23 protein-coding genes and 3 tRNA genes are annotated in these 25,081 nt (G+C 65.7%); 15 read left to right on the plus strand and 11 right to left on the minus strand.

What is annotated here, in order from left to right; all coding sequences use genetic code 11:
• Window positions 1–30 precede the first annotated feature (30 nt).
• From ACF8NF_RS02685 to ACF8NF_RS02705, 5 genes are all read left to right on the plus strand, one after another.
• Entirely contained in the window at window positions 31–405 is a 375-nt protein-coding gene (locus tag ACF8NF_RS02685) for a hypothetical protein (RefSeq protein WP_016451118.1), read from the plus strand.
• A 126-nt stretch (window positions 406–531) separates the two neighbouring features.
• The gene (locus ACF8NF_RS02690; protein ID WP_016445800.1) at window positions 532–1,488 is read left to right on the plus strand and encodes a homoserine kinase; all 957 of its coding nucleotides are present in this window, start codon (window positions 532–534) and stop codon (window positions 1,486–1,488) included.
• 146 nt (window positions 1,489–1,634) lie between these two features.
• Entirely contained in the window at window positions 1,635–2,468 is an 834-nt protein-coding gene (locus tag ACF8NF_RS02695; RefSeq protein ID WP_016445799.1) for a BPSS1780 family membrane protein, read from the plus strand.
• Window positions 2,469–2,714: 246 nt separating this feature from the next.
• Window positions 2,715–4,667, plus strand: a complete 1,953-nt coding sequence (locus tag ACF8NF_RS02700; protein WP_047326594.1) for a PhoX family phosphatase — start codon at window positions 2,715–2,717, stop codon at window positions 4,665–4,667.
• Between the two features lie 259 nt (window positions 4,668–4,926).
• On the plus strand, window positions 4,927–5,562 hold the full coding sequence (locus tag ACF8NF_RS02705) for a hypothetical protein (RefSeq protein WP_016445797.1): 636 nt from the start codon (window positions 4,927–4,929) through the stop codon (window positions 5,560–5,562).
• A 24-nt stretch (window positions 5,563–5,586) separates the two neighbouring features.
• Here ACF8NF_RS02705 and ACF8NF_RS02710 read toward each other — a convergent pair whose 3' ends face one another.
• Entirely contained in the window at window positions 5,587–8,055 is a 2,469-nt protein-coding gene (locus tag ACF8NF_RS02710) for a UvrD-helicase domain-containing protein (RefSeq protein ID WP_034366354.1), read from the minus strand.
• Window positions 8,056–8,373: 318 nt separating this feature from the next.
• On the opposite strand from ACF8NF_RS02710, the gene ACF8NF_RS02715 reads away from it, so the two are divergent.
• From ACF8NF_RS02715 to ACF8NF_RS02730, 4 genes are all read left to right on the plus strand, one after another.
• The gene (locus ACF8NF_RS02715) at window positions 8,374–9,351 is read left to right on the plus strand and encodes a GMP reductase (protein ID WP_016445795.1); all 978 of its coding nucleotides are present in this window, start codon (window positions 8,374–8,376) and stop codon (window positions 9,349–9,351) included.
• A 178-nt stretch (window positions 9,352–9,529) separates the two neighbouring features.
• Window positions 9,530–9,605 (plus strand) — tRNA-Lys (locus ACF8NF_RS02720).
• Window positions 9,606–9,660: 55 nt separating this feature from the next.
• Window positions 9,661–9,736: transfer RNA gene (locus ACF8NF_RS02725), tRNA-Lys, on the plus strand.
• A gap of 47 nt (window positions 9,737–9,783) precedes the next feature.
• A tRNA-Lys gene (locus tag ACF8NF_RS02730) sits at window positions 9,784–9,859 on the plus strand.
• A gap of 36 nt (window positions 9,860–9,895) precedes the next feature.
• Here the strand turns inward: ACF8NF_RS02730 and ACF8NF_RS02735 are convergent.
• The gene (locus ACF8NF_RS02735; protein ID WP_016451115.1) at window positions 9,896–10,894 is read right to left on the minus strand and encodes a TRAP transporter substrate-binding protein; all 999 of its coding nucleotides are present in this window, start codon (window positions 10,892–10,894) and stop codon (window positions 9,896–9,898) included.
• Between the two features lie 267 nt (window positions 10,895–11,161).
• Between ACF8NF_RS02735 and ACF8NF_RS02740 the strand changes: the two genes are divergently transcribed.
• Complete coding sequence (locus ACF8NF_RS02740; RefSeq protein ID WP_017405207.1) at window positions 11,162–12,394, plus strand: Bcr/CflA family efflux MFS transporter; 1,233 nt, start codon at window positions 11,162–11,164, stop codon at window positions 12,392–12,394.
• A gap of 28 nt (window positions 12,395–12,422) precedes the next feature.
• On the opposite strand, the gene ACF8NF_RS02745 is transcribed toward ACF8NF_RS02740, so the two are convergent.
• The 3 genes from ACF8NF_RS02745 to orn all read right to left on the minus strand — a co-directional run bounded on the left by ACF8NF_RS02745 (window position 12,423) and on the right by orn (window position 17,030).
• Window positions 12,423–13,892 carry a diguanylate cyclase domain-containing protein gene (locus ACF8NF_RS02745; protein ID WP_016451114.1) on the minus strand — a complete coding sequence of 490 codons (1,470 nt, stop codon included), beginning with the start codon at window positions 13,890–13,892 and terminating at the stop codon, window positions 12,423–12,425.
• Window positions 13,893–14,042: 150 nt separating this feature from the next.
• The gene (locus ACF8NF_RS02750; protein WP_047326592.1) at window positions 14,043–16,094 is read right to left on the minus strand and encodes a DEAD/DEAH box helicase; all 2,052 of its coding nucleotides are present in this window, start codon (window positions 16,092–16,094) and stop codon (window positions 14,043–14,045) included.
• A 330-nt stretch (window positions 16,095–16,424) separates the two neighbouring features.
• Window positions 16,425–17,030 carry an oligoribonuclease gene (gene orn / locus ACF8NF_RS02755; protein WP_016445790.1) on the minus strand — a complete coding sequence of 202 codons (606 nt, stop codon included), beginning with the start codon at window positions 17,028–17,030 and terminating at the stop codon, window positions 16,425–16,427.
• 30 nt (window positions 17,031–17,060) lie between these two features.
• Between orn and ACF8NF_RS02760 the strand changes: the two genes are divergently transcribed.
• Genes ACF8NF_RS02760 through rsgA form a run of 3 tightly spaced genes read left to right on the plus strand, consistent with a single transcriptional unit; the run spans window position 17,061 to window position 19,698 of the window.
• A complete protein-coding gene (locus ACF8NF_RS02760; RefSeq protein ID WP_209799598.1) occupies window positions 17,061–18,362 on the plus strand; it encodes a M48 family metallopeptidase in 1,302 nt (433 codons plus the stop codon).
• Window positions 18,363–18,378: 16 nt separating this feature from the next.
• Window positions 18,379–18,711, plus strand: a complete 333-nt coding sequence (locus ACF8NF_RS02765) for a 4a-hydroxytetrahydrobiopterin dehydratase (RefSeq protein WP_016445788.1) — start codon at window positions 18,379–18,381, stop codon at window positions 18,709–18,711.
• Between the two features lie 18 nt (window positions 18,712–18,729).
• On the plus strand, window positions 18,730–19,698 hold the full coding sequence (gene rsgA, locus ACF8NF_RS02770; RefSeq protein WP_016451111.1) for a ribosome small subunit-dependent GTPase A: 969 nt from the start codon (window positions 18,730–18,732) through the stop codon (window positions 19,696–19,698).
• 90 nt (window positions 19,699–19,788) lie between these two features.
• Here rsgA and ACF8NF_RS02775 read toward each other — a convergent pair whose 3' ends face one another.
• The 6 genes from ACF8NF_RS02775 to rpsP form a co-directional block, all read right to left on the minus strand.
• Window positions 19,789–20,778: a CobD/CbiB family protein gene (locus ACF8NF_RS02775; RefSeq protein ID WP_026062341.1), complete on the minus strand. Its 990-nt coding sequence runs from the start codon at window positions 20,776–20,778 to the stop codon at window positions 19,789–19,791.
• Window positions 20,779–20,846: 68 nt separating this feature from the next.
• Entirely contained in the window at window positions 20,847–21,575 is a 729-nt protein-coding gene (locus ACF8NF_RS02780; RefSeq protein ID WP_016445785.1) for a CoA pyrophosphatase, read from the minus strand.
• An 87-nt stretch (window positions 21,576–21,662) separates the two neighbouring features.
• Window positions 21,663–22,043 (minus strand): 50S ribosomal protein L19, encoded by a 381-nt coding sequence (gene rplS, locus ACF8NF_RS02785; RefSeq protein ID WP_016445784.1) that lies wholly within the window; start codon window positions 22,041–22,043, stop codon window positions 21,663–21,665.
• Window positions 22,044–22,153: 110 nt separating this feature from the next.
• Window positions 22,154–22,924: a tRNA (guanosine(37)-N1)-methyltransferase TrmD gene (trmD, locus tag ACF8NF_RS02790; RefSeq protein WP_392450016.1), complete on the minus strand. Its 771-nt coding sequence runs from the start codon at window positions 22,922–22,924 to the stop codon at window positions 22,154–22,156.
• A gap of 12 nt (window positions 22,925–22,936) precedes the next feature.
• Entirely contained in the window at window positions 22,937–23,506 is a 570-nt protein-coding gene (rimM, locus tag ACF8NF_RS02795) for a ribosome maturation factor RimM (protein ID WP_016445782.1), read from the minus strand.
• Window positions 23,507–23,629: 123 nt separating this feature from the next.
• Window positions 23,630–23,884 (minus strand): 30S ribosomal protein S16, encoded by a 255-nt coding sequence (gene rpsP / locus ACF8NF_RS02800; protein WP_012207143.1) that lies wholly within the window; start codon window positions 23,882–23,884, stop codon window positions 23,630–23,632.
• A gap of 145 nt (window positions 23,885–24,029) precedes the next feature.
• Here rpsP and ACF8NF_RS02805 point away from each other — a divergent pair, with 145 nt between their 5' ends.
• Window positions 24,030–24,554, plus strand: coding sequence for a GNAT family N-acetyltransferase (locus ACF8NF_RS02805; RefSeq protein ID WP_016445781.1), 525 nt, complete (start codon window positions 24,030–24,032; stop codon window positions 24,552–24,554).
• A gap of 7 nt (window positions 24,555–24,561) precedes the next feature.
• Complete coding sequence (locus ACF8NF_RS02810; protein WP_016445780.1) at window positions 24,562–25,065, plus strand: NINE protein; 504 nt, start codon at window positions 24,562–24,564, stop codon at window positions 25,063–25,065.
• The last annotated feature ends 16 nt before the right edge of the window (window positions 25,066–25,081 follow it).

Below are 25,081 nucleotides of genomic sequence, written 5' to 3' on the forward strand. Positions count from 1 at the left end.
GGGCCCGCCGCAAGACCTACAATGGAGCCCATGCGCGCCGCTCCACTTCTCATCCTCCTGAGCCTGGCCGCCAGCCCCGTGCTGGCCCAGAACCCCACGCCTGCCCCGGCTGCCTCCACCGCCCCCGCGGCGGCGACCGCCGGGCAGACCGCGCCGGACACGGCCAGGCCCGAGGCCCGCGACCGAAGCAACCAGCGCGTGGAACGCATCCATGTGGAAGACGAAGGCAGCCGCGTTGACGAACTGCGCGTGGGCGGCCAGACCCGAAGCATCACCGTGCAGCCCAAGGTCGGCGACATGCCCTCCTATGAGGTGCAGTCCAACGACGGCGCCCGCTCCTCGCGCAACCGCGGCGATGGCGACGGCACCAACGGCACGCGCGTCTGGAACCTCAAGAAGTTCTGATCCTCACCGGACTGTCCGGGCCCCGGGCCCGGCGGCATCCCAGGGGGCAGCACCTGACGGCGCTGCCCTCTTTCCATATCTGACGACAACGATTTCCGCCGAGCCGCGCTGGCCGGCAATGCAAACATGGCCGTTTTCACCGAAGTCTCCGACAAAGATGCGCGCGAGCTGCTGCGCCGCATGTCTCTGGGTTCCTTCAAGGAGCTGCGCGGCATCCAGGGCGGCATAGAGAACACCAATTACTTTCTCACCACCGAGCAGGGCGAGTGGGTGCTGACGCTGTTCGAGCGCCTGACGGCCGAGCAACTGCCCTTCTACCTGTACCTGATGAAGCATCTGGCGCAGGCCGGCATTCCCGTGCCCGACCCTCAGGCCGAGACGCGCAGCGGCGACATCCTGCTGCGCGTGTGCGGCAAGCCCGCCTCCATCGTCAACCGCCTTCCCGGCAGGAGCGAGCTGACCCCCCAGCCCGCACACTGCGCCGCCGTGGGCGAGATGCTGGCGCGCATGCACCTGGCCGGCCGAGACTACGATCGCCAGCAGCCCAATCTGCGCGGCCTGCCCTGGTGGAACGAGACCGTGCCCACGGTGATCCCGCACATCGACGCACCCACCGCCGACCTGCTGCGCTCCGAACTGGCCTTCCAGAACCATGTGGCCGCCTCGCCCGCCTATGCGGCGCTGCCGCGCGGCCCCGTGCACGCCGACCTGTTCCGCGACAACGTGATGTTCGATGGCGAGCGCCTGACCGGCTTCTTCGATTTCTACTTCGCAGGCGTGGACAGCTGGCTGTTCGACCTGGCGGTGTGCCTCAACGACTGGTGCATCGAACACGCCACAGGCGCCCATGACGCGGCCAAGGCCAAGGCCATGATCGATGCCTACCAGTCCGTGCGCCCCCTGACCGCCGCCGAGCGAGAACTGTTCAACCCCATGCTGCGCGCGGGCGCGCTGCGCTTTTGGATCTCCCGCCTGTGGGATTTCCACCTGCCGCGCGAGGCCTCCATGCTCGTTCCCCACGATCCCACGCATTTCGAGCGCGTGCTGCGCCAGCGCCTGGCCCGCCCCGTGGCGCTGGACTGACGTCCCAGGCCGGCCACGACGCGGCTGCCGGAGGGCTTTGCGGTCCACGGGCCGCGCTTCCTCGGGTACAGTCCCCGTTCGGGCGCCAGCGGCGCGGCCCATGCCAGAGGCCATGCCCCATCCAGGCGCCCCGACTTCCTCACCCCATGAAACTTCTCATCGTTCCCGCCCGTACCGGCCTGCAATGGGTGCAGCAGGGCATCCGCACCTTCCGCCAGCAGCCGCTGGCGCTGGCGGCACTGTTCTTTCTGTCGATGGCGGCCATGTCGCTGGTCACGGTGCTGCCGCTGATCGGCCCCGTGATCGCGCTGGGCCTGCTGCCGGCCACATCGCTGGCCATGATGGTGGCGGCGGCCGAAGCCTCGCACGGGCGCGCGCCCACGCCGGCCCTGCTGCTGGTGGCCTTTCGCACCGGGCGCCAGCGCCTGAATTCCATGCTCACGCTGGGCGCCATGTATGCGGCAGGCTTCTTGCTGATCATGGGCCTGTCCATGCTGGTGGACGATGGCCAGTTCGCCAACGTCTACCTGGGCGGCGAACCGCTGACGCGCGAGATCGCCGAATCGCCCGACTTCCAGGCCGCCATGTGGCTGAGCATGGGCCTGTACCTGCCGCTTTCGCTGCTGTTCTGGCATGCGCCGGGCCTGGTGCACTGGCACAACGTGCCGCCGGTCAAGGCCGTGTTCTTCAGCCTGGTGGCGTGCGTGCGCAACATCGGCGCACTGGTGGTCTTCGGCCTGAGCTGGATGGGTGTGTTCATCGTGGCCGGCATCGTGATGGCACTGATCTCGGCCGTGCTGGCCCAGGTGCTGGGCGGCATTGCCAACGGCCTGATGATTGCCACGGCCATGCTGCTGGCCGCCATGTTCTTCACCTCCATCGTCTTCACCTTCCGTGACTGCTTTGCGGCGCCCGATGAAAGCGATGGCAGCGACGCCATCGGCACCGAACCGCCGCAGCCGCCCGGACTGTCCGGCTGACGCCTGCACGGCACCAGATCACCAGGCCCCTTTCGAGGGGCTTTTTCTTTGCCGTTTCTCTGTCGTTCCAGCGGCCACCCGGGCGTCCACATGACGCAGTCACTGTTGTGTCATGCGGATGCCATCGCTTTGTCACAGTGCCTGCCTAGCATGCCGTGCGGATGCATAGCCAGCGAGTGCGCAGCGGCATCCCGGCCCATCCCGCCCCCGATGGGCTGATGCAGACAACCCCACAACGGAAGCCCCATGTCCCAATCCACGATGCTCTCCCGCCGCAAGGCGCTGCAATTCCTGACCGGCGCCCCCCTGCTGCCGCTCGGCTCCGCCGTGTCCGCCGCCGGCCTGCTGACCGCCTGCGGCGGTGGCGATGACGGTCCCGCGAAGAACTATGTGGCGGCCAGCTTCACCTCCATGGCCGCGCCCACGCTGGCCAACCCCCAGGCCATGGCCCGGATGACCGTGGCCTCGCAGCTCAAGGTGCAGTACAGCGACAACAGCGAGCAGAGCTTCGACCTGGGCTACCAGCCCTTCTTCGTGACCGGCGACGAAGTGCCGGACGGCAAGGGCGGCAAGATCCTGGCCGGCGGCTACTACGACATCAACAACAACAAGATCATCGACCGCACCGTGGCCGGCAGCGAGCGCCACTTCTTCTCCGATGCGCCCGACGGCACCTCGCTGCTGACCGTGCCCAATGCCAAGGTGGATGGCGTCAAGGGCAAGCCCGTGTTCGCCGTGGTGCAGTTCGAATACACGACCTGGGCGCAGGATGGCAAGACCGACATGTACGGCAAGCTGCCCTCGCCCATCGCCGTGCTGACGCTGGACCAGGACCAGACCACGGGCAAGCTCAGCCTGGTCAAGTACCACAACGTGGACACCTCCAAGGTGCACGGCCTGTGGATCACCTGCGGCGCCAGCCTGTCGCCCTGGGGCACCCATCTGTCCAGCGAAGAGTACGAGCCCGACGCCTTCGCCACCGGCAATGCGCAGTTGCAGGCCTTCAGCCAGAACCTGTATGGCGACCAGACCAAGGCCAACCCCTACCACTACGGCCACATGCCCGAAGTGACTGTCAACGTGGACGGCACGGCCAGCATCAAGAAGCATTTCTGCATGGGCCGCATCTCGCACGAGCTGGTCCAGGTCATGCCCGACCAGCGCACGGCGCTGATGGGCGACGACGCCACCAACAGCGGCTACTTCGTCTTCGTGGCCGACAAGGAAAAGGACCTGTCCTCGGGTTCGCTGTACGTGGCCAAGGTAGGTGCAGGCTTCTCCATCGACCCCGCATCGGGCAGCGCCGCCGCGCTGACCTGGATCAAGCTGGGCTCGGCCACCAGCGCCGAGATCGAGCAGTTGGCCAACACGCTCAAGCCCACGGACATCATGACCGTGGCCAAGACCGATCCGGGCGACGCCAGCTACACCAAGATCACCGCCAACGGCAAGGTGGAGTGGATCAAGATCAACCCCGGCATGGAAAAGGCCGCCGCCTTCCTGGAAACCCACCGCTACGCCGCCTTCAAGGGCGCGAGCATGGGCTTCACCAAGATGGAAGGCACGACCGTCAACGCCAAGGACAAGGTGGCCTACTCGGCCCTGCAGAACTGCGAAAAGTCCATGGTGGCCGGCGATGCGCTGAACGTGGCAGGCAATGGCGTGTCCATCCCCAAGCAGCTCAAGGCCGGCGCCGTGATGGCACTGAACCTGCGCGGTGGCCAGAAGGACACGGCCGGCGCCGCCATCAACAGCGAGTGGATGCCCGTGGACACCAAGGCCCTGCTGGCCGGCGAGGACATCAGCGCCGACGCGCTGGGCAACACCGGCAACCCGAACAAGATCTGCAACCCCGACAACCTCAAGTTCTCGGAGAAGATGCGCACCCTGTTCATCGGCGAGGACAGCGGCCAGCACGTCAACAACTTCCTGTGGGCCTACAACATCGACACCAAGCAGCTGTCGCGCCTGATGTCGATTCCCGCAGGCGGCGAATCCACGGGCCTGCACGCCGTGGACGAGATCAACGGCTGGACCTACATCATGAGCAACTTCCAGCACGCCGGTGACTGGGGCAGCATCCACAACGTGGTCAAGTCCACGCTGGACCCGCTGATCAGCACCAACTATCGCGGCAAGTTCGGCGCCGCCGTCGGCTACCTGACCGGCACCGCTTCCCAGCCCAAGCTGTCGGCCTGACCGCCGCCCTGCGGCGCGTGGCGCCACAACAAGAAGGCCATGGATTTCCATGGCCTTTTTGCATGCCTGCGCCGCAACTGCATGGATGTCATGAACCCGACTCTTAGCGTGCAAAACAAGAGTCATTCTCACCTGTTCGCTATAATTTCTGATGCATTGCGGCGTCGCTAGCCCGCCATCGCACCATCTTCAGCCCCGCCGGATCACGCCCCTCAAGGCCCGGCAGGCGCACGCAGAGCCACACCACAGGAGAGACTCCATGACCCCAGCTTCCCGCATCCTTCGCAGCACGGCCTCCGCATGGCTGGCGGCCGCTGCCACCCTGGCGGTGCCGGCTGCACATGCCGACTATCTCTGGCTGCAGCAGGACGCAGGACAGGCCCGGGCCTATGCCGGAGAACTGCGCAAGCCGCTGCAACAGCTGCCGGCCCTGGAGGACGCCAAGCAGGTCCTGCCCGACGGCAAGAGCCTTCCCCTGAAGGCCGAGGCCAATCATTTCACCGCGGACGCAGGCCAGGGCGATGTGCGCATCGCCGCCACGCGCCCCGGCGCCAATGGCGTGCTGACCTATTACCAGGCCCGTTTCGGCCGCAACGACACCAAGGCCGTGAACGACCTGGAGCTGGTGCCCACCACGGCGGGCGGCGATACGTTCCAGCTGGTGTTCAAGGGCCGCAAGGTCGCGGCCAGCCAGGTCAATGTGCAGACCAGCGAGGGCTGGTACCGCACGCTCACGCCATCGCAGGACGGCACGGTGAGCTTCAAGCCCTACTTCCCGGGCCTGTACGTGCTGGAGGTGACGGCGCGCGTGGACAACGGCTCGGTCACGCTGGACGGCAAGAAATACACCGACGTGCGCCACACCACCACGCTGAGCTTCGAAGTCAAGCCCTGACCGCCGGACACGACGGCCCGGCCCTCACTCCACGACCGTGAGCTTGGCAATGGACAGCGCCAGCCACTTCGTGCCGTGGCGCCCAAAGCTGACCTGGGCACGCGCGTCGTCGCCCGTGCCTTCCAGGGCCAGCACCTTGCCTTCGCCGAACTTGTTGTGGAACACGTTCAGGCCCACGCGCAGGCCGTGGCCCGGGTCGGCCTTTTGCGGCGGCACGGGCGGGCTGGCGAAGACCTCGCTGCGCCAGCCTTCGGCCTTGCTGCCGAAGCCGCCGCGATCGCGTGAGCCATAGCCGCTACCACCGCCGCCACCGGGGCGGGGCGCGTAGCTGCCAAAGCCGCCCTGCTTCGGCGTGATCCACTTGAGCGCCTCTTCAGGCAGCTCGTCGAAGAAGCGGCTCTTGACGTTGTAGCGCGTCTGCCCGTGCAGCATGCGCGTCTGCGAATGGCTCAGGTACAGGCGCTTGCGCGCGCGGGTGATGGCCACATAGGCCAGGCGGCGTTCTTCCTCCAGGCCGCCTCGGTCCATCATGGCGTTCTCGTGCGGGAACAGGCCCTCTTCCACGCCGCCGATGAAGACGGCGTCGAACTCCAGGCCCTTGGAGGCATGCACGGTCATCAGCTGCACGGCGTCCTGGCCTGCCTGGGCCTGGTTGTCGCCAGCCTCCAGCGCCGCGTGCGTCAGGAAGGCGGCCAGCGGCGACAGGGTCTCGCCGGTATCGGCATCGACCATGCCGGCCACGGTGCCGGCCGGCGGCGTGAGCGGCGTGTCCAACAGCGGCAGCGCAGGGTCCAGGCCCTGGCTGGCAGGGCTTTGCGTCAGCGCCCTGGCGCCGTCGTGCTCGTCCAGCGGCAGGGCCACGGCATCGCGGCCAAAGCCTTCCTGGGTGACAAAGCTCTCGGCCGCGTTCACGAGTTCCTGCAGGTTCTCGATGCGGTCGGCGCCCTCCTTTTCGTTGCGGTAGTGCTCGAGCAGGCCGCTTTCTTCCTCGATGGCCTCGATGATCTCGCGCAGCGTGCGGCCCTGGGTCTGCTCGCGCAGCACGTCGATCTTGGCGACAAAGCCTGCGAGCTTGGCGCCCGGCGCGCCCGGCACCGCCGAGACGGCATCGTGCAGCGAGCAGCCCGCGCTGCGCGCCGCGTCCTGCAGCGTCTCCACGCTGCGCGCGCCGATGCCGCGCGGTGGGAAGTTCACCACGCGCAAAAAGCTGGTGTCGTCGTGCGGGTTCTCCAGCAGGCGCAGGTAGGCCAGCGCATGCTTGATTTCGGCGCGCTCGAAAAAGCGCAGCCCGCCGTACACGCGGTAGGGAATGGCGGCATTGAACAGCTGCGATTCGATCACCCGGCTTTGCGCATTGCTGCGGTAGAGCACGGCGATTTCCTGGCGCTGCCAGCCGTCCTTTTTCACGAGCTGCTGGATTTCCTCGACCATCCACTGCGCCTCGGCCATATCGGTGGGCGCCTCGTAGATGCGCACGGGCTCGCCCGGGCCCTGGGTGGTGCGCAGGTTCTTGCCCAGGCGCTGGCTGTTGTGGCTGATGAGCGCGTTGGCGCAGTCCAGGATGTTGCTGTAGGAGCGGTAGTTCTGCTCCAGCTTGATCTGCTGGCGCACATCGAACTCGCGCACGAAGTCCTGCATGTTGCCCACGCGCGCACCGCGAAAGGCGTAGATGCTCTGGTCGTCGTCGCCCACGGCGATCACGCTGCCCAGGGCCTGCAGGCGGCCATCCACCACGTCGCCCGCCAATTGCTTGAGCCACTGGTATTGCAGCTTGTTCGTGTCCTGGAACTCATCGACCATGATGTGGCGAAAGCGCCGCTGATAGTGGGCGCGCAGCGCGGCATCGTCGCGCAGCAGCTCGAAGGAGCGCAGCATCAGCTCGCCGAAATCGACCACGCCTTCGCGCTGGCACTGCTCCTCGTAGAGCTGGTAGATCTCGACCTTCTTGCGCGTGTCCGGGTCATTGGCCACCACGTCGCCGGGGCGCATGCCCTCTTCCTTGCAGCCGGCAATGAAGTACTGCAGCTGCTTGGGCGGGAAGCGCTCGTCGTCCACGTTGAACTGCTTGCACAGGCGCTTGACGGCCGACAGCTGGTCCTGCGTGTCCAGGATCTGGAAGGTGGACGACAGCCCTGCCGCCTGGTGGTGGGCACGCAGCAGCCGGTTGCACAGGCCGTGGAAGGTGCCTATCCACATGCCGCGCACGTTATAGGGCAGCATGGTCGACAGGCGCGCCAGCATTTCCTTGGCCGCCTTGTTGGTGAAGGTCACGGCCAGGATGGAGCCCGGCGTGGCCTGGCCCGTCTGCAGCAGCCAGGCGATGCGCGTGGTCAGCACCCGCGTCTTGCCCGAGCCGGCACCGGCCAGGATCAGCGCATGGCCGGCCGGCAGCGTGACGGCAGCGAGCTGCTCCTCGTTGAGGTTGGCCAGCAAAGGGGAGTTGGAGGCGGGTGCGGCACCGGAGGCGCCGTCGAGCAGATCGATCGGGAACATCCCGGCATTGTAGGAAGCGCCCCGGCCTGCGGGGAAAGCCATGCTGCATTTCCCGCATTCGACACATGCAGCGCATCTTCCCGGTCCATAACGCCATTGCTATAACCGCTATATCGACAGGGCGCCCGGGCCCGCCGCCGGCAACGTATAGAATCAATCACCGGGCCCAAGTTTCTTGCGGTCCGGTTTTTTGTGCCCGGGCCACAGCCGCCCTGGCGACGCGGCCCGCCCGCGCCGCCCGCAAGACCGGCCTCCAAGCCAAGCGCCCCATCGCGGAGGGATGTTCCTGCCGCGACCTTTCATGGAGCTTGGAATCAAATGGAAATCTTCGACTACGACAACATCCTGCTGCTGCCGCGCAAGTGCCGCGTGGAAAGCCGCTCGGAGTGTGATGCCAGCGTGGAGCTGGGCGGTCGGTCCTTCCGCATCCCGGCCGTGCCGGCCAACATGAAGACGGTGGTGGATGAAAGCATCTGCACCTGGCTGGCCCGCAACGGCTACTTCTACGTGATGCACCGCTTCGACCTGGACAACGTGCAGTTCGTGCGCGAGATGCAGGGCAAGGGCTGCTTCGCCTCCATCTCGCTGGGTGTCAAGAAGCCCGACTACGACACCGTGGACCGCTTCGTCGCCGAAGGCCTGTGCCCCGAATACATCACCATCGACATCGCCCACGGCCATGCCGACAGCGTGAAGAACATGATCGGCTACCTCAAGGAAAAGCTGCCCAAGTCCTTCGTGATCGCCGGCAACGTGGGCACGCCCGAAGCCGTGATCGACCTGGAGAACTGGGGCGCCGACGCGACCAAGGTCGGCATCGGCCCCGGCAAGGTCTGCATCACCAAGCTCAAGACGGGCTTCGGCACGGGCGGCTGGCAGCTGTCGGCGCTCAAGTGGTGCGCGCGCGTGGCCACCAAGCCCATCATTGCCGACGGCGGCATCCGCAGCCACGGCGACATCGCCAAGAGCGTGCGCTTTGGCGCCACCATGGTGATGATCGGCTCGCTGTTCGCGGGCCATGAGGAATCGCCGGGCCAGACGGTCGAGGAAAACGGCCAGCGCTTCAAGGAGTACTACGGCTCGGCCTCGGACTTCAATAAGGGCGAGTACAAGCACGTCGAAGGCAAGCGCATCCTCGAGCCCGTCAAGGGACTTCTGGCCGACACCCTGATCGAGATGGAGCAGGATGTGCAAAGCTCCATCAGCTACTCGGGCGGCAAGAAGCTGATGGACATCCGCAAGGTCAACTACGTGATCCTGGGCGGTGACAACGCAGGCGAACATCTGCTGATGTAAGCGCAGACGCCAAGGCAAGGCGGCTTCGGCCGCCTTTTTTTGTGCCTGCGTTCCCGACGTCACGCAGGCCGCGCACGCCGAGATCGCGCCATGAACCAAAAAATTGGCGTATCTTCCTGCAAGCACGCCAAAAATGCCGCATAATTGCGGTCTCGTTTGCAGCGCAGACTTGTTTTTGGGGCTCTTAGCTCAGCTGGTAGAGCAGCGGACTCTTAATCCGTTGGTCGAGTGTTCGAATCACTCAGGGCCCACCAAAAATTCCTTTTCAGCCTGGATTCATCCAGGCTGATTCCTTCGGAATACCCGAGGGGGCTCTTAGCTCAGCTGGTAGAGCAGCGGACTCTTAATCCGTTGGTCGAGTGTTCGAATCACTCAGGGCCCACCAAGAATTCCTTTGCCTGATCTCTTCAGGCAGCCACGCAGAAATACGTGGGGCTCTTAGCTCAGCTGGTAGAGCAGCGGACTCTTAATCCGTTGGTCGAGTGTTCGAATCACTCAGGGCCCACCACCAACACCCCGAAAAAGGCACTCAGCGCACCGGCGCTCAGTGCCTTTTCTTGTTGTACTCCATCAGCACCGACATATTGCTGCTGCCGGCCTTGGCCACCCACTCGCGACCAAAGCGCTCGCCCACCAAATCCAGCATGTGGCGCAGATCCGCCGACGGCGCGGCCACGGACACCTTGTTGTCGGCAAGGATCTTCTTGCCCAGCTCATCGGCCTGCTGGGCCAGCGCCCAGCCCTCTTTTTCAGCCGACTCGGCAGCGCGGCCGATGGCCTGGCGCTCGGGCTCGGTGAAGCCCCTCCAGGCAAGTTCGCTGACGCAAAGCATGTTCTTGGGAATCCAGGCCTTGATATCCAGAAACACCTTCATGGCCTTCCAGGCCTGGATGTCGGCGCCCGTGGCGCTGGAGGTAATCATGGCATCGATGCCACCTTGCTCCACAACGGCACCCAGATCGCCTGCGGCAATCACCACCGGCTGCGCCCCCCAGAGCTCGGCCAACCGCTTGGTCGCATCGCTTTGCACACGCAGCCTGAGGCCCTTGAGATCCGCGATGCTGTGGACCGGGCGCCGGCTCAGGAGACCCTGCGCCGGCCAGGGCACGGCAAACAGCAGGCGCGCGCCCTGCTGGGCCAGCAAGAACTCCTGCAGCACGGGGCGGGTCAACTGCCACAGGCGCGCGGCCTCGTCAAAGCCACGCACCATGAAAGGCAGCGAGTCCATGGCCAGCAGCGGGTGGATATCCGCACAGGACGACATGAGCACCTCGCCGAACTGGAGGTCATTGCGCTTGAGCGCAGGCAGCACCTGCGCCATGGGCTTGAGCGCCGAGCCGGACACCACCTCGATCTCCAGCGACTGCCGGGTGTCGGCACCCACGCGTGCCGCGAAATTGCGCAGGTTCTGCGTGTGGAAGATGCCATCGCCATAGGCCGCCGACAGCTGCAGCCGGTGGCCCTTGGACCAGGCAGCGCCGGCGGTCAGCTGCAACGCGGCCGGAGCCAGGCCTGATATCAACGTGCGGCGAGAAACAGTCATGAAAGATCCTTGGCGAAAGCGCCCAGAACCATGCCATCCACCCGACGGCGGACCTGTGCATGCGGGCGGAAAAGATAAATTCTATCGAAATTTATATCATTTAGATACAAACTATCGATTCATTCCATCGCCCAGGTCATTCGCCAAGCCATCCGTCACACCGGATTCCAGCCAAGCCGCTACAGTGTCACCCTGCCGCAGACGCATGAGTGTGCGGCCCTCTTCTGCGCCTGTGGCCCGCCTGCAGCGCACAACCGCCTCGCCTGCATGCCACAAAATGTTTCCCCGCTCTGGCAGGGCCCGCGCTGGGCCCTGGCCGTCCTGCTTGCCATCCTGGGCATGCTGGGGCCGTTCTCGATCGATACCTACATCCCGGCCTTCTCGGGCATCGCCCAGGCCTTGAACGCCACGCCGCTGCAGATGCAGCAGACGCTGTCGGCCTATCTGTTCGGCTTTGCCTTCATGAACCTTTTCCATGGCGCCATGGCCGACAGCTTTGGCCGCCGCCCCGTGGTGCTATGGGGACTGGCCGTGTTCACGCTGGCCTCGGCAGGCTGCGCGCTGTCGCAGAACATCACGCAACTGGTGCTGTTCCGGGCGCTGCAGGGCCTGTCCACGGGCGCCGGCATCGTGGTGTCGCGCGCCGTGGTGCGCGACCTGTTTCCGCCTGCCCAGGCCCAGCGCGTGATGGCCCAGATCACCATCTTCTTCGGCATTGCCCCGGCGCTGGCGCCGGTGCTGGGCGGCTGGCTGTTCGTGCACCTGGGCTGGGCGGCCGTATTCTGGTTCCTGACGCTGGTGGGCGTGCTGCTGTGGAGCATCAACTGGCGCTTTCTGCCCGAGTCTCTGCCGCAGGCGCAGCGCCAGCCCTTCCGGTTCAAGCCACTGATGCAGGGCTACAAGGCGCTGTGCAGCGATCCGCGCTTTGTGCTGCTGGCCTTTGCCAGCGGCGTGCCGTTCAACGGCATGTTTTTGTACGTGCTGTCGGCCCCCGCCTTCCTGGGCGACCTGCTGCACCTGCAGCCGCAGCAGTTCTTCTGGTTCTTCGTGATTTCGATCTCGGGCATCATGGGCGGCGCCTGGGTGAGCGGCCGGCTGGCCGGGCGCATTCCACCCAAGCACCAGATCCGCCACGGCTTCGTGATCATGTTCGTGGTGTCCATCGTCAACCTGGTTGCCAACCTGATCTGGCCTGCCCATGTGAGCTGGGCGTTGATTCCCGTGGGTGTGTTCGCCTTCGGCTGGGCCATGATGGTGCCCGTCGTGACATTGCTGGTGCTGGACATCCATCCCGAGCGGCGCGGCCTGGCCTCATCGCTGCAGGCCGTGGTGGGCTCCACGGCCAATGGCATCGTGGCCGGCGTGCTGGCGCCTCTGGTGATGCATTCGACGGTGCTGCTGGCCCTGGGCTCGATCAGCATGATGCTGATCGGGCTGGCGTCGTGGATCTGCCTGCATCACCGCTGGCCCGAAATCGGGCGGCATGCCTCGGAGGTCTGAAGGCCACTGCTCCCGGGATCCCGGGCGTCTATGCCCGGCCCGCGCGGCGGTCCAGCATTTTTTCCTTGTAGTAGCGCGCCTTTTCGGCATACATGGCCTGGTCCGCGCGTGACACGGTGGCCTCCAGCTGGCTGCCCTCGTTGCAACAGGCCACGCCCATGGACAGGCTGACCAGCTGACCCGGATAGAACTGGTTGTTGAGCTCCAGCAGGGACAGGATGCGCTCCTTGACGGCTTCGGCGCCGCGCTCGTCCGAGGCTGGCAGCAGCACCATGAATTCGTCGCCGCCCACGCGTGCCGCACAAGCGGGCGCATCCACGGCCTTGGTCAGCACTTCGCCCACGCGGCGAAGCATGTCGTCGCCTGCGGCATGGCCATGCTCGTCATTGGCCTCCTTGAGACCATTCATGTCGATGGCGATCACGGCCAGCGGCCACGGCCCCTTGCGCGCCAGGCGGTTCAATTCCTCGATATAGAAGGCGCGGTTGCGCAGTTGGGTGAGCACGTCGTGCTTGCCCAGGTATTCCAGATAGGCCTCGGCCTTCTTGCGTGCCGTGATATCCACCAGGGACAGCAGCACCAGCCCCCAGTCGTCCGCATGGCCGTCCAGCACGGCCAGCTGCATGTGGATGTGCAGCGTGTCGCCCGACAGCGCGTAGTTCACCACTTCGCGGTGCTGCACGAGCTTGCCGTTCCACAGGTCCTGCAGTTGATCGGCAAAGGAGTCGATCATTTCATCGCGGAAGATGCGGCCCAGCCGGCTCAGCAGCTGCAGCTTGTCGGTGGCACCGAACATGCGCAGCGTCTGGCGGTTCACGTCGATGACGCGAATCTCCTGCATGCAGCGCGAGATGAATTCCGGATGCACCTTGAGGAAGGTGGCGAAATCGCTGATGCCCTGGGCGCGCACATCGTCGAGCAGGCGCTTGATGGAGCTGAAGTCCTCGACCCACAGCGACACGGGCGAGTACTCGAACAGGTCGCGCGAGTACTGCTCGCTGCGGTGCAGCTGCCGCGTGCTGCGCATCTCGGCCGTCACGTCTTCCAGCGACACCAGCACGCAGTCCCAAAGCTCCTCATGGCCGGGCAGGATGCGGCCACGGATCTGCACGTCCAGCCGGCGCCCGTCCAGCGTGTAGTTGGCGGTGCGGTTGGCAAAAGTCGGCGAGCCCTTCCAAAGCTCCTGCAGCTCGCAGGCCAGGCCGGCATGCATGTCGTCACGGAACACCTGGCCCAGGCTGTCGAGAAAGGTCTGTTGGTCCGCGGCGCCGAACAGGTCCAGCGTGCGCTGGTTGACGCGAACCACCCTGAGCGCGGCACTGCACTGCTGCAGTGCCTGCGGATGGGCAGAAAAATGCGCCTGCAGATCGGTCACGCCCTGTGCTCGCCACTGGTCGAGCAGGCGCTTGAGCGCGCTGTAGTCCTCCAGCCATAGCGAGACGGGGGCCAGTTCGAACATGTGCTCAAAATCCACACTGGACGCGATCAAAGACTCCACAGGGCACCTCCGCGCCGCGATTATGGCAGTCGCAGAGCCCGCCAGACAGCAGGTTCTGCGCCACGAACACAGGCAGCGCCAGGCAGGCAGGCGGATTGCCCAAAAAAAACCGGCCCCGAAGGGCCGGTCTGCATGCAAAGCCGGAATCGATCAGCGCACGGCGCGCTTGCGATCGCCGCCCTGGGGCGAGTAAGGCTTGGGAGCGCTCTTGCCAAAGGCCGGACGGCGCTCACCACCGCCGAAGCCGCCGCGGGATTCACCGCCGAAGCCACGCGACTCACCGGATGCACCACGGAAACCGCCATCGCGGTGGCCGCCATCGCGGGGAGCACCCTCACGACGGTCGCCGCCGCGCGCAGCGCCACGGTCGCCGCCAAAGCCACGGCCTTCGCCGCCACGGCCAAAGCCGCCTTCACGCGGAGCCTGGCTGTAGCCACCTTCACGCTGGCCCTGGCCAAAGCCGCCTTCGCGCTGACCCTGGCCGAAGCCGCCTTCACGCTGGCCGCCACCGAAGCTGCCGAAGCCGGCCTTGCGGCCATAGCCTTCCGAATCACGGCGGGGGCCGAAGCCACGGTCGCCACCGCGATCACCAAAGCTGCGCTCGCGGTCACCACCGCCGAAGCCGCGGTCGCCACCGAAACCACCACGACCACCGCCGGCGGAGCCTCGGCGATCACCACCACGGCCTTCAAAGCCGCCGCCACGACGGCCGCCACGGCCTTCGTTGCTGCTGGGTGCGCGCTGTGCAGGCTCGAGACCAGGAATCACCTCGGCCTTGAATTGCTGACGGCTGTAGCCTTCGATATCGAAAATGCGGCGGCGGTCACGGAATTCCGCGAACGTCACGGCCACGCCTTCGCGACCGGCACGACCCGTGCGGCCGATGCGGTGGGTGTAGTCCTCGGCCTTCATGGGCAGGCCGTAGTTGAAGACGTGGGTGATGGAGGGCACGTCAATGCCGCGTGCCGCCACATCGGTCGCCACCAGCACCTGCACCTGGCCGCTGCGCAGCGCCATCAGGCGGCGGTTGCGCAGGCCCTGGCTCAGGGCGCCGTGCAGCGCCACGGCCGAGAAGCCGTCCTGCTGCAGGTCGTTGGCCAGGCCGTCGCACTCGACCTGGGTCGATGCGAAGACGATGGCCTGGTTGATGGTGGTGTCGCGCAGCCAGTGGTCCAGCAGCTTGCGCTTGTGCTGGGAGTTGTCGGCCCAGAACAGCACTTGCTTGATGTTGGCATGCTTTTCCTGGGGCGTGTCGATGGTGACCTTCTTCACGCCCGATCCGCCGTCATGCATCACGCGCATGGCCAGTTGCTGGATGCGGGGCGCGAAGGTGGCGCTGAACATCATGGTCTGCTTGCGCTGGGCCGTCAGGTCGTTGACTTCGGCCAGATCGTCCGAGAAGCCCAGGTCCAGCATGCGGTCGGCCTCGTCGACCACCAGGAACTGCACCTGGTCGAGCTTGATCTGCATCGAGCGCTGCAGGTCCAGCAGACGGCCAGGCGTGGCCACCACGAGGTTGGCGTTCTGCAGCTTGGCAATCTGCAGCTGGTAGGGCATGCCGCCCACCACATTGGCAATGCGGATGCCACGGCAGTGCTTGACCAGTTCGATGGCGTCATGCGCCACCTGCTGAGCCAGCTCGCGCGTGGGGCACAGGATCAGGGCGCCGGGAACGGCCGCCTTGAAGTTGCGGGGATTGGTGGGGTCCTTGCGCTTGTTGCGCTTGGGCGTGGGCTGGCCGCTGGCAGTGGCCTCGGCGCACTGGCGGTCATATTCGGCGCGGATGGCGGCTTCCTCGTCAGCCTTTTGCTGGATCAGCGTGTGCAGCACGGGCAGCAGGAAGGCGGCGGTCTTGCCCGAGCCGGTCTGGCTGGAAACCATCAGGTCGATGAAGGCCTGATCACCACTGCCCATGGCCAGGGGAATGGCTTGCGCCTGCACGGCCGTGGGCTGGGTGTAGCCCAGATCGGCAACGGCGCGGACCAGCTCTTCAGCCAGGCCCAGCTCGACGAAGGCGTTGGGGAGTTCGGGAGCTGCCTGAGCGGCTTCGGCGCCCTCGACGGTTTCAGCAGCGGCCTGCGACTCGGCGGCCTGCTCGGCACCGGCAACGGCGGCGTCCAGCACGGAAGAGGCTTGGGCAGCGCAAGCAAAAGAGGAATCGGCAGCGGCAATGATGCCCTGCTCTTGAGAGATGTCGTTCATGAATGGCTCTAACGAAAAGCACGCGCAGTCAGCGATCTGCCACGCTTTTCTCGACGGTTGGGTCAACATCCACCGTCAGACTTGACCGGCCCTTCGCAAAAGGGCGGATGGGCGTTTTCGGCTGGTCCGAAACCGATGGTCCCGCCATCCATGAAAGCCTTCATGGAGGTCTGTGGACATCGACCTCAGACACACAGCGCAGGAGCCCTTGTGTGATGGAGATGTGCAAATTGCCCCTTGTTGATGGAGGCAAGCTGTAGATTGTCGCACTCCTGGGGTTTTCCCGCAAGCCCCCTGCACAAAAATGGCCGGAGGGCCCGGCTCCGGGCGCTAGACGCTCAGCAGGCGTGCGCGATAGTGCGCCAGCTCATCGATGGATTCATGCACATCGGCCAGCGCCGTGTGGCGCTGGGCCTTCTTGAAGGATGCGTAGGCATCGGGCTTCCAGCGCCTGGCCAGTTCCTTGAGGGTGCTGACATCAACGTTGCGGTAGTGAAAGAAGTCGTTGAGCTTGGGCATGTAGCGCTCCATGAAGCGCCGGTCCTGGCCAATGCTGTTGCCGCACAGCGGCGCCTTGCCCTTGGGAACGTACTGCGCCAGGAACTTGATCAGCGCGGCTTCCGCATCGGCCTCGGTGGTGGTCGATGCCTTGACGCGCTCGATCAGGCCGCTCCTGCCGTGCGTGCCCTTGTTCCAGGCGTCCATGCCGTCGAGCAGGGCATCGCTTTGATGGATGGCGAACACAGGACCCTCGATGCGCGTGGCAAGGTCCGGGCTGGTGACGACCACGGCGATCTCGATGATGCGATCGGTGTCGGGCTGCAGCCCGGTCATCTCGCAGTCGAGCCAGACGAGATTGAGGTCGGATTTGCTCAGGGTGACGGGCGTGCCGGATTCGGCGGGGACGGGAATGCAGGCGCTGGAGGCTTCGGACATGGCCCAAATTGTCGCCTACACTGCGGCCACATGGTCTTCAACCCCGATTTTTCCTCGACGCTTTCCCTGCTGTTTGCCGCAGCCGTGCTGGCCCAGTGGCTGCTGCGCGCCTGGCTGGCCTCGCGCCAGGTTCGCCATGTGGCAGGCCACAGAGCGCAGGTGCCCGAGGCCTTTGCGCAGCGCATCAGCCTGGCCGCCCACCAGAAGGCCGCCGACTACACACTGGCGAAGGCACGCGTTGCCCTGATCGACATGACGCTGGGCGCCGTGGTGCTGCTCGCATGGACGCTGCTGGGCGGGCTGGATGCACTCAACCAGCAGTTGCTGGAATGGATGGGCGCCGGCCTGTGGCAGCAATTGGCGCTGCTGGCCAGCTTTGCACTGATCTCCGGCCTGGTGGAGCTGCCGCTGTCGCTCTACCAGACCTTTGTGCTGGAGCAGCGCTTCGGCTTCAACCAGATGACGCTGCGGCTGTGGCTGGCCGATGCCGCCAAGTCCACGGCCATGGGCGCAGCCATCGGCCTTCCGATTGCGGCGCTGATCCTGTGGCTCATGGGTTCGGCCGGCGACCTGTGGTGGCTCTGGGCATGGGCCGTCTGGACGGGCTTCAACCTGCTGCTGATGTGGATCTTCCCGACCTTCATCGCACCGCTGTTCAACAAGTTCGATCCGCTGGAGGACGGCCCGCTCAAGGAGCGCGTGAGCGCACTGATGCAGCGCTGCGGCTTCACGGCCAAGGGCCTGTTCGTGATGGACGGCAGCCGCCGCTCGGCACATGCCAATGCCTATTTCACGGGCTTCGGCCACTCCAAGCGCGTGGTGTTCTTCGACACCTTGCTCAAGCAGCTGGACGCCGACGAGGTGGAGGCCGTGCTCGCGCATGAGCTGGGCCATTTCAACCACCGCCACATCCTCAAGCGCATGCTGCTGATGTTTGCCGCCAGCCTGGCGGGCTTTGCGCTGCTGGGCTGGCTGTCGCAGCAGCTGTGGTTCTACCTGGGCCTGGGCGTGCGTCCGGGTCTGGACCTTGCGCTGGGACACAGCGGCATCGGCGCCGGCAACGAGGCCGTGGCGCTGCTGCTGTTCCTGCTGGCCGTGCCGGTGTTCAGCTTCTTTGTCACCCCACTGTTCTCGGCCCTGTCGCGCCGCGACGAGTTCGAAGCCGATGCCTACGCCATGCAACAGGCCAGCGGCGCCCACCTGGCCTCGGCACTGCTCAAGCTGTACGAGGACAATGCTTCAACGCTCACGCCCGATCCCTGGTACGTGAGCTTTTACTACTCGCATCCGCCCGCCCTCGCCCGGCTGGCGCGCATGCCCTCTCCGACCTGAACCATACGCACTCACCATGAGCACACAACGCTTGCAACAACAGGACTGGTCCAACCAGCAGCGCCGCGCGCTGACTTCCGACGAACTGCACACCGCACTGGCCGCCCTGCCGGGCTGGCAGCTCGATGGCGATGCCATCGCCAAGAGCTACGCCTTCGCCAACTACTACGAGACCATGGCCTTCGTGAATGCGCTGGCCCTGATCGCCCACCAGCAGGACCACCATCCCGACCTGACCGTCAGCTACGGCCGCTGCGGTGTACGCCTGAACACGCATGACGTGAACGGCATCTCGTCCACCGACATCGAGTGCGCAAGGCGTATCGATGCGTTGCTGGCGCGCCCATGAATCGCACCCCGCTGACCCATGGCTGAGCGCTCCGCACTGCACGAAGGCCTGGTCGTCTCCAGCCATGGCCGCCATTGCGTGGTCGAGACCGAAGACGGCTCGCGCCACATCTGCCACCCGCGCGGCAAGAAGAGCCAGACCGTGGTGGGCGACCGCGTGCGCTGGCAACTTCCGCCCCCAGGCCAGGGGGAGGAAGGCACCATAGAAAAGGTGCTGGAGCGGCGCAACCTGTTCTACCGGCAGGACGAGATACGCACCAAGTCCTTTGCAGCCAACATCGACCAGGTGCTGATCCTGATCGCCGCCGAGCCGGTCTTCTCCGAAAGCCAGTTGGCCCGCGCCCTGATCACTGCCGAAGCCACCCACATCAAGCCCCTGATTGCCCTCAACAAGCGTGACCTGGCCGAGCCCTTTGCCGACGCCTGGGAGCGCCTGGAGCCTTATCGCGAGATGTACCTGGGCCAGGAAAAGCCGCACTACGAGGTACTGTCGCTGTCGCTGGCCAATGAGGGCGAGGCCGATCGGCAGCTGCTGATGAAGCACCTCAAGGGCAAGGCCACGCTGGTGTTGGGCCCTTCCGGCTCGGGAAAGAGCACCCTGATCAACCTGCTGGTCCCCGGCGCACGCGCGGCCACCAACGAGATCTCGCAGGCACTGAACTCCGGCAAGCACACGACCACCACGACCAGCTGGTACTGGATGGACGCGGAGCGCACGACAGCCCTGATCGACTCGCCGGGCTTCCAGGAGTTCGGCCTGCGCCACATCGAACCCACCGACCTGCCCCGCTGCATGCCCGACATCGGCGCCCATGCGCAGGAATGCAAGTTCTACAACTGCACCCACCTGCACGAGCCCGGATGCGCGGTCATGCCGCGCGTGGAGGATGAGGAACACGGCATGGACGCCGACCATGACATCAGTGCCAACCGGTACTGCATCTATGCCGAGCTGTTTGATGAGTTGAGTCAGGCCACGAAGTATTGAGCCTCCCCCAAACGCCACCGGGCCGCTCCGGGAGGAAGAAACGACGCCTCCAAAGGGGCGTCATCCAGGACTCGCCCGCAGGCTCCGCACTCAGCCCAACAGGCGCGCCAGCGACAGCAGGGCCAGCAACAGCAGCCAGACCACGACCGAGCGCCAGACCAGGCCGACCACGCTGCGCAGGTGGCCGATCTCGGGCTCACGGCCCGGCGTGGCTTCGCTGTCCACGTCGAGGTCGATCTCCTCGCCGTCGTCACGGGTCACCGAGATGCCCTCGCGGCGCTTGAGTGCCTCGCCGCCCAGGCGCACGTTGATGGCGCCCGAGGTGGCGGCCAGGATCACGCCGTCGTTGTCGTTGGGAAAGCGCTGGGCATGGAAGCGCCAGCCCTCGATGGCCTCCTCGAAACTGCCGACCACGGCAAAGGAAAGAGCCGTCAGCCGTGCGGGCAGCCAGTCGATCACGGTCCAGGCCAACCGTGAGGCGTGCTGCAACTGGACACTGACCTGGCTGCCACCCAGCAGGCCCTTGCGCGACCAGGAGCGCGACAGGTGCTCGGTCATGCGGTAGAACACGGCGCCCAGCGGGCCCAGGCCCAGCGCCGCCAGTGCAGAGAACCAGAACAGCACGCCAAACACATGGCGATGCGCTGCCAGCACCGAATACTCGATCACATGGCGCACCACCTCGCTGCGGGGCACTTCGCTGGCGTCCACCTGCTGCCAGTGGGCGAGGGCTTCGCGCGCCGCGTACTCGTCACCTGCATCCAGCGCATCGCGGATGCGCGTGAAGTGGTGGCTGAACTGGCGAAAGCCCAGCGTGACGTAGAGCACGGCCACATTCCAGACCATGGCCAGCGGCCAGCCCACGCCCCACAGCAGCAGCAGATAGATGCCTGTCACCAGCACGCAGGGCAGCGCCACCGCCACGGTCCAGGCCAGCCAGCCGTGGTGCGCCTGGCCGGCATCGAAGTTGCGGCGCACCGAAACCGTCCAGGCCCTGTAGCCTGTGTGCACCAGGTTGGCCGGCGTCAGGGGGCGCGCCTGCTCGATCAGCAAGGCGATCAGAATGGCAAAGAAACTCATCCGGCCATCATACTGGCGCATGCGGGCAGGCCCGTGACCCCGGGGTGGCACGGCACCCCATCCGGGCATCAGGCCGACAGGAATCGGTAAAGATTGCGCAGCATGCCGGCCGTGGCGCCCCAGATGTAGCGCTGGCGGTCTCCATCCTGGTAGGGCATGGCAAACCATTCGCGCGGCACGCCGTTCCAGACCATGGCGTGGCGCTCATGGTTGGCAGGATCGAGCAAAAAGGACAGCGGCACCTCGAACACGTCCGCCACCTCGTAGGGATTGGGATGCAGGCGCGCCCGGGGATCGACCAGGGCCACCACCGGCGTGATCAGAAAGGCCGTGCCCGTGGTGTAGATGGGCAGGGTGCCCAACACTTCCACATCGCCGGCAGCAAGCCCGACTTCCTCCTGCGCCTCGCGCAGGGCCGTGGCCTGGGCAGACACATCCTCAGGATCGCGCTTGCCACCCGGAAAGGCCACCTGGCCCGAATGCGTGGACAGATGGGCCGTGCGTTCGGTCAGCAGCACCGTGGGCTCGGAGCGCAGCACGATGGGCACGAGCACGGCGGCATCGGTGGGCTGGCGATCACTGAAGCGTTTCTCGCGCACCACCTCGGGAGCCCAGCGGGGCGGCCGCGCAAAGCGCTGGCGCAGGGCATCCGGCGCGCGGGCCTCCAGAGGCACGGCGGGCAGGTGGCTGTCCCTGCCCACCAGTTGCGCCATGCGCGGGTCGGCGACCGAGGCGACGGCCGCTGGCGTCGGGCCGCCGGTCGGCACGGGTATGGCGGTATCGGGCAGAGAGGACACGAATGAAGGAATGTGGTGAGAAACGACCGGGCAACAAAAAAGCCGCTACAGGCGACTGTAGCGGCTTTCCAGCTGTGACGCAGGTGCTCAGGCTTCGGCAGAAACCTTGACACGCGACGGCAGCTTTTCCTTGATGCGGGCCGACTTGCCGCTGCGCTCGCGCAGGTAGTACAGCTTGGCACGACGCACATCACCGCGACGCTTGACTTCGATGCCGGCGATCAGGGGCGAGTAGGTCTGGAACGTACGCTCCACGCCTTCACCACTGGAGATCTTGCGCACGGTGAAGCCGCTGTTCAGGCCACGGTTGCGCTTGGCGATCACGACGCCTTCGTAGGCCTGCACGCGCTTGCGGCTGCCTTCGACCACGTTCACGCTCACGATGACGGTGTCACCGGGGGCGAACTGGGGGATGGTCTTGTTCAGACGGGCGATTTCCTCTTGCTCGAGGGTCTGGATCAGATTCATGGTCAACATCCAATCGATCTTGTCCGCGCCAGGATTGGCAAGCGCCGGGATTGGCGCCATGGCTGCTTTGTTCGTAGCAGCGGCCGGATAGAGGATCGAAGAATCGCGGATTATAGCCCGGCGGCGTTTTTTGCCAAAAACCCCTCGTCCTTGGCATTGAGCAGGCCCTGGGCGCGTGCCTGCTCTATCAGCTCGGGCCGGTGCCTGGCCGTGATGGACAGGCGCTGGTCGCGGCGCCAGCGCTCGATCTGCGCGTGGTGCCCAGACAACAGCGGCGCCGGCACTTCGCGCCCTTCCCAGACTTCGGGGCGCGTGTAGTGCGGGCAATCGAGCAGACCATCGAGCGCGGGATTGAAGCTGTCCTGCTGGAAGCTGCCCTCGTCGTTGAGCACGCCGGGCTGCAACCGGGCCACGGCATCGAGCAAGGCCATGGCGGCAATCTCGCCACCGGAGAGCACGAAGTCGCCCAGGCTCAGCTGGTGCGTGACATGGGCATCGATGAAGCGCTGGTCCAACCCCTCGTAGCGGCCGCACAGCAAGATGGCACCCTGCCCCTGCGCCCAGTCGGCGACCACGCAGTGGCGCAGCGTCGTGCCTATCGGCGAAAACAGCACCACCGGCGCCGGCTCGGTCTCGCCCGCGTCGCGGCGCGCCTGCTGCACCGCCTCCAGGCAGCGCTGCAGCGGCTCGGCCATCATCACCATGCCCGGCCCGCCGCCGAAGGGCCGGTCGTCCACGCGCCGGTAGTTGCCCTGGGCATGGTCGCGCGGATTCCACAGGTGCACGCCGACCTGGCCCGAGGCATAGGCCCGGCGCGTCACGCCGCTTTCGAGAAACGGCGTGAACAGCTCGGGAAACAGCGTGAGGATGTCGAAGCGCATGGATGTGGGCGATCAGTAGTCGGGCTGCCAGTCGGCAACGATGGTCTTGCCCGGCAGATCCACCTTGTCCACATAGGCGTCGACAAAGGGAATCATGCGCTCGCGCTCCTTGCCATCCTCTTCATAGGCCAGCACCAGCACGGTCTGCGGGCCGGTGGACAGCAGGTCTCGGACGATGCCCAGGGCCACGCCTTCGCGGTTGACCACGGACAGGCCCAGCAGGTCGACCCAGTAATACTCGCCATCCTCGGGCTGCGGAAAATCGCTGCGCGCCACGAAGATGCGTGCACCGCGCAGGGCCTCGGCAGCGTTGCGGTCGTTCACGGCGGGCGAGGTGGCGACGACGGAGTCGGAGTGCACGCGCGCCTGCTTGACCGGCAGCAGCACGGTTCCGGTGAACTGCCGGGCGCCTTTTTCGGCGGGCTGCAGATACCACTGCTTGGCCGTGAACAGGGCCTCGGGGTCGGAACTGAAGGCCGCCACCTTGAACCAGCCCTTGATGCCCCAGGCATCGGCGATGCGCCCGACCTCCACGGCATCGGCAGGCAGGACGCTGGCTTCGAGTTCAGGCATGTGGCTCATGGCAGTCGGTAGGCAGTAGGTGGACGGTCAATGCAGATCGGTGCAAGGCGATCCGGAGGGGGAAAACAAAAACGGGCCCCGTCAGACAAGCCAACGGAACCCGATTTCAGAAGGGGTGCTGGATTAAGCAGCAGTCTTCTGGGTGGCCTGCTTGATCAGGCGCTCTGCGGTCTCGGAAGCCTGCGCGCCAACGCCCTTCCAGTAGTTCACGCGGTCCAGAGCAACGCGCAGACCCTCTTCGCCACCACGGGCGTTGGGGTTGTAGAAGCCCAGACGTTCGATGAACGAACCATCGCGGCGAACGCGCTTGTCAGCAGCAACGATGTTGTAGAACGGACGGGCCTTGGAACCGCCGCGAGAGAGTCGAATGACGACCATGATTTTCCTTCGGGTGGCGCAGCCACCACGTAATTAACACACAATAAATGGCTGCACAGAGTTTTGCGGCGTTTGAGACACGCGACATGGCCACCCGGCCAGCGACACGCCGTAAAACCAGCGATTATATCGAACTTCTTTTCTCATGCCTACCATCCGCCCAAGCCAGGACAGCGATCTCGCTGCCATCACCGCCATCTACCGCCACCACGTGCTGCATGGCACAGGAACGTTCGAGACCGATCCCCCTTCCGAAGCCGACATGGCCACGCGCCGCGCGGATGTGCTGGCCAAGGGCCTGCCCTATCTGGTCGCCGTGGACGCACAGGGCCAGGTGCTGGGCTTTGCCTACGCCAACTGGTTCAAGCCGCGCCCGGCCTATCGTTTTTCTGCCGAGGATTCCATCTATGTGCATGACGCGGCACGCGGCCAGGGCGTGGGCCGCCTGTTGATCGATGCGCTGTCGCACGACTGCGAGGCGGCCGGCGTGCGCAAGCTGCTGGCGGTGATCGGCGACTCGGCCAATGCCGGCTCCATCGGGGTGCACCGCGCTGCAGGCTTCACCCCTGCGGGCACGCTGCGCTCCATGGGATGGAAGTTCGGCCGCTGGCTGGACATCGTGCTCATGGAGAAGACCCTGGGAGACGGCGACCGCAGTTCGCCCGAATAATGGGCGCATGAACCGACCCAGCACGCCCCTGCCCCAGACCACCGGCGCCGACCGGGCTCCCCGCCCCAGGAACAAGACACTGGCCGCCTGGCTGGCCTTTGTGGGCGGGCCGCTGGGGCTGCATCGCTTTTACCTGCATGGGCTCGGCGACTGGCTGGGCTGGCTGCTGCCCGTGCCCACGGCGCTGGGCGTGTACGGCATCGAACGCGTGCAGCAACTGGGACAGGACGACCAGCTCAGCTGGCTGCTGATTCCGCTGCTGGGCTTCACCATCGCCGGCTGCGCGCTGCGCGCCATCCTCTACGGGCTGACCGATACCGAAGCCTGGAACCGGCGCCACAACCCCGGCATTGACGTGCAGGCGCAGGCCGGACGCACGGGCTGGTCAACCATCTTTGCCATTGCGCTGTCGCTGATGCTGGGCGCCGCCGTGCTCATGGCCAGCATTGCCTACAGCTTCCAGCACTACTTCGAGCACCAGGTGGAGGAGGCGCGCAAGATTTCGCAGTGAGGCGCAGCCAACGCTT

The organism is Delftia sp. WSY_22 (assembly GCF_043104185.1).
In the GTDB taxonomy this organism is placed as follows: domain Bacteria; phylum Pseudomonadota; class Gammaproteobacteria; order Burkholderiales; family Burkholderiaceae_C; genus Comamonas; species Comamonas tsuruhatensis.